4 protein-coding genes and 1 pseudogene are annotated in these 4,537 nt (G+C 59.1%); all 5 read left to right on the top strand.

Translation table 11 applies throughout. The features are described from left to right. Nucleotides 1-73 precede the first annotated feature (73 nt). Nucleotides 74-793: pseudogene (locus tag ACLJRH_RS26015) on the top strand (helicase RepA family protein); the annotation flags it as partial. After that, complete coding sequence (repC, locus tag ACLJRH_RS26010; protein WP_000240537.1) at nucleotides 780-1,751, top strand: replication protein C, IncQ-type; 972 nt, start codon at nucleotides 780-782, stop codon at nucleotides 1,749-1,751. The pseudogene ACLJRH_RS26015 and the gene repC, both read left to right, overlap by 14 nt. Nucleotides 1,752-1,938: 187 nt before the next feature. Beyond that, complete coding sequence (gene sul2 / locus ACLJRH_RS26005; RefSeq protein WP_001043265.1) at nucleotides 1,939-2,754, top strand: sulfonamide-resistant dihydropteroate synthase Sul2; 816 nt, start codon at nucleotides 1,939-1,941, stop codon at nucleotides 2,752-2,754. Between the two features lie 60 nt (nucleotides 2,755-2,814). Then, the gene (gene aph(3'')-Ib, locus ACLJRH_RS26000) at nucleotides 2,815-3,618 is read left to right on the top strand and encodes an aminoglycoside O-phosphotransferase APH(3'')-Ib (protein WP_001082319.1); all 804 of its coding nucleotides are present in this window, start codon (nucleotides 2,815-2,817) and stop codon (nucleotides 3,616-3,618) included. Then, nucleotides 3,618-4,454, top strand: coding sequence for an aminoglycoside O-phosphotransferase APH(6)-Id (locus ACLJRH_RS25995; protein WP_000480968.1), 837 nt, complete (start codon nucleotides 3,618-3,620; stop codon nucleotides 4,452-4,454). The genes aph(3'')-Ib and ACLJRH_RS25995 overlap by 1 nt, the downstream gene beginning before the upstream one ends. The last annotated feature ends 83 nt before the right edge of the window (nucleotides 4,455-4,537 follow it).

The following is a 4,537-nucleotide window of genomic DNA, read 5'->3' as shown; positions in this document are numbered from 1 at the left end:
GTAAGCAGAGTTTTTGAAATGTAAGGCCTTTGAATAAGACAAAAGGCTGCCTCATCGCTAACTTTGCAACAGTGCCGGTAAATCCATGCTGGCCCTGCAACTGGCCGCACAGATTGCAGGCGGGCCGGATCTGCTGGAGGTGGGCGAACTGCCCACCGGCCCGGTGATCTACCTGCCCGCCGAAGACCCGCCCACCGCCATTCATCACCGCCTGCACGCCCTTGGGGCGCACCTCAGCGCCGAGGAACGGCAAGCCGTGGCTGACGGCCTGCTGATCCAGCCGCTGATCGGCAGCCTGCCCAACATCATGGCCCCGGAGTGGTTCGACGGCCTCAAGCGCGCCGCCGAGGGCCGCCGCCTGATGGTGCTGGACACGCTGCGCCGGTTCCACATCGAGGAAGAAAACGCCAGCGGCCCCATGGCCCAGGTCATCGGTCGCATGGAGGCCATCGCCGCCGATACCGGGTGCTCTATCGTGTTCCTGCACCATGCCAGCAAGGGCGCGGCCATGATGGGCGCAGGCGACCAGCAGCAGGCCAGCCGGGGCAGCTCGGTACTGGTCGATAACATCCGCTGGCAGTCCTACCTGTCGAGCATGACCAGCGCCGAGGCCGAGGAATGGGGTGTGGACGACGACCAGCGCCGGTTCTTCGTCCGCTTCGGTGTGAGCAAGGCCAACTATGGCGCACCGTTCGCTGATCGGTGGTTCAGGCGGCATGACGGCGGGGTGCTCAAGCCCGCCGTGCTGGAGAGGCAGCGCAAGAGCAAGGGGGTGCCCCGTGGTGAAGCCTAAGAACAAGCACAGCCTCAGCCACGTCCGGCACGACCCGGCGCACTGTCTGGCCCCCGGCCTGTTCCGTGCCCTCAAGCGGGGCGAGCGCAAGCGCAGCAAGCTGGACGTGACGTATGACTACGGCGACGGCAAGCGGATCGAGTTCAGCGGCCCGGAGCCGCTGGGCGCTGATGATCTGCGCATCCTGCAAGGGCTGGTGGCCATGGCTGGGCCTAATGGCCTAGTGCTTGGCCCGGAACCCAAGACCGAAGGCGGACGGCAGCTCCGGCTGTTCCTGGAACCCAAGTGGGAGGCCGTCACCGCTGATGCCATGGTGGTCAAAGGTAGCTATCGGGCGCTGGCAAAGGAAATCGGGGCAGAGGTCGATAGTGGTGGGGCGCTCAAGCACATACAGGACTGCATCGAGCGCCTTTGGAAGGTATCCATCATCGCCCAGAATGGCCGCAAGCGGCAGGGGTTTCGGCTGCTGTCGGAGTACGCCAGCGACGAGGCGGACGGGCGCCTGTACGTGGCCCTGAACCCCTTGATCGCGCAGGCCGTCATGGGTGGCGGCCAGCATGTGCGCATCAGCATGGACGAGGTGCGGGCGCTGGACAGCGAAACCGCCCGCCTGCTGCACCAGCGGCTGTGTGGCTGGATCGACCCCGGCAAAACCGGCAAGGCTTCCATAGATACCTTGTGCGGCTATGTCTGGCCGTCAGAGGCCAGTGGTTCGACCATGCGCAAGCGCCGCCAGCGGGTGCGCGAGGCGTTGCCGGAGCTGGTCGCGCTGGGCTGGACGGTAACCGAGTTCGCGGCGGGCAAGTACGACATCACCCGGCCCAAGGCGGCAGGCTGCCCCCCCCCACTCTATTGTAAACAAGACATTTTTATCTTTTATATTCAATGGCTTATTTTCCTGCTAATTGGTAATACCATGAAAAATACCATGCTCAGAAAAGGCTTAACAATATTTTGAAAAATTGCCTACTGAGCGCTGCCGCACAGCTCCATAGGCCGCTTTCCTGGCTTTGCTTCCAGATGTATGCTATTCTGCTCCTGCAGCTAATGGATCACCGCAAACAGGTTACTCGCCTGGGGATTCCCTTTCGACCCGAGCATCCGTATGAGACTCATGCTCGATTATTATTATTATAGAAGCCCCCATGAATAAATCGCTCATCATTTTCGGCATCGTCAACATAACCTCGGACAGTTTCTCCGATGGAGGCCGGTATCTGGCGCCAGACGCAGCCATTGCGCAGGCGCGTAAGCTGATGGCCGAGGGGGCAGATGTGATCGACCTCGGTCCGGCATCCAGCAACCCCGACGCCGCGCCTGTTTCGTCCGACACAGAAATCGAGCGTATCGCGCCGGTGCTGGACGCGCTCAAGGCAGATGGCATTCCCGTCTCGCTCGACAGTTATCAACCCGCGACGCAAGCCTATGCCTTGTCGCGTGGTGTGGCCTATCTCAATGATATTCGCGGTTTTCCAGACGCTGCGTTCTATCCGCAATTGGCGAAATCATCTGCCAAACTCGTCGTTATGCATTCGGTGCAAGACGGGCAGGCAGATCGGCGCGAGGCACCCGCTGGCGACATCATGGATCACATTGCGGCGTTCTTTGACGCGCGCATCGCGGCGCTGACGGGTGCCGGTATCAAACGCAACCGCCTTGTCCTTGATCCCGGCATGGGGTTTTTTCTGGGGGCTGCTCCCGAAACCTCGCTCTCGGTGCTGGCGCGGTTCGATGAATTGCGGCTGCGCTTCGATTTGCCGGTGCTTCTGTCTGTTTCGCGCAAATCCTTTCTGCGCGCGCTCACAGGCCGTGGTCCGGGGGATGTCGGGGCCGCGACACTCGCTGCAGAGCTTGCCGCCGCCGCAGGTGGAGCTGACTTCATCCGCACACACGAGCCGCGCCCCTTGCGCGACGGGCTGGCGGTATTGGCGGCGCTAAAAGAAACCGCAAGAATTCGTTAACTGCACATTCGGGATATTTCTCTATATTCGCGCTTCATCAGAAAACTGAAGGAACCTCCATTGAATCGAACTAATATTTTTTTTGGTGAATCGCATTCTGACTGGTTGCCTGTCAGAGGCGGAGAATCTGGTGATTTTGTTTTTCGACGTGGTGACGGGCATGCCTTCGCGAAAATCGCACCTGCTTCCCGCCGCGGTGAGCTCGCTGGAGAGCGTGACCGCCTCATTTGGCTCAAAGGTCGAGGTGTGGCTTGCCCCGAGGTCATCAACTGGCAGGAGGAACAGGAGGGTGCATGCTTGGTGATAACGGCAATTCCGGGAGTACCGGCGGCTGATCTGTCTGGAGCGGATTTGCTCAAAGCGTGGCCGTCAATGGGGCAGCAACTTGGCGCTGTTCACAGCCTATCGGTTGATCAATGTCCGTTTGAGCGCAGGCTGTCGCGAATGTTCGGACGCGCCGTTGATGTGGTGTCCCGCAATGCCGTCAATCCCGACTTCTTACCGGACGAGGACAAGAGTACGCCGCAGCTCGATCTTTTGGCTCGTGTCGAACGAGAGCTACCGGTGCGGCTCGACCAAGAGCGCACCGATATGGTTGTTTGCCATGGTGATCCCTGCATGCCGAACTTCATGGTGGACCCTAAAACTCTTCAATGCACGGGTCTGATCGACCTTGGGCGGCTCGGAACAGCAGATCGCTATGCCGATTTGGCACTCATGATTGCTAACGCCGAAGAGAACTGGGCAGCGCCAGATGAAGCAGAGCGCGCCTTCGCTGTCCTATTCAATGTATTGGGGATCGAAGCCCCCGACCGCGAACGCCTTGCCTTCTATCTGCGATTGGACCCTCTGACTTGGGGTTGATGTTCATGCCGCCTGTTTTTCCTGCTCATTGGCACGTTTCGCAACCTGTTCTCATTGCGGACACCTTTTCCAGCCTCGTTTGGAAAGTTTCATTGCCAGACGGGACTCCTGCAATCGTCAAGGGATTGAAACCTATAGAAGACATTGCTGATGAACTGCGCGGGGCCGACTATCTGGTATGGCGCAATGGGAGGGGAGCAGTCCGGTTGCTCGGTCGTGAGAACAATCTGATGTTGCTCGAATATGCCGGGGAGCGAATGCTCTCTCACATCGTTGCCGAGCACGGCGACTACCAGGCGACCGAAATTGCAGCGGAACTAATGGCGAAGCTGTATGCCGCATCTGAGGAACCCCTGCCTTCTGCCCTTCTCCCGATCCGGGATCGCTTTGCAGCTTTGTTTCAGCGGGCGCGCGATGATCAAAACGCAGGTTGTCAAACTGACTACGTCCACGCGGCGATTATAGCCGATCAAATGATGAGCAATGCCTCGGAACTGCGTGGGCTACATGGCGATCTGCATCATGAAAACATCATGTTCTCCAGTCGCGGCTGGCTGGTGATAGATCCCGTCGGTCTGGTCGGTGAAGTGGGCTTTGGCGCCGCCAATATGTTCTACGATCCGGCTGACAGAGACGACCTTTGTCTCGATCCTAGACGCATTGCACAGATGGCGGACGCATTCTCTCGTGCGCTGGACGTCGATCCGCGTCGCCTGCTCGACCAGGCGTACGCTTATGGGTGCCTTTCCGCAGCTTGGAACGCGGATGGAGAAGAGGAGCAACGCGATCTAGCTATCGCGGCCGCGATCAAGCAGGTGCGACAGACGTCATACTAGATATCAAGGGCACTGTTGCAAAGTTAGCGATGAGGCAGCCTTTTGTCTTATTCAAAGGCCTTACATTTCAAAAACTCTGCTTA

The organism is Salmonella sp. SAL04162 (assembly GCF_046551535.1).
In the GTDB taxonomy this organism is placed as follows: Bacteria; Pseudomonadota; Gammaproteobacteria; order Enterobacterales; family Enterobacteriaceae; genus Salmonella; species Salmonella enterica.
Note: the sequence above shows the minus strand (reverse complement) of the source record. Positions and strands in the feature narration are given on the sequence as shown.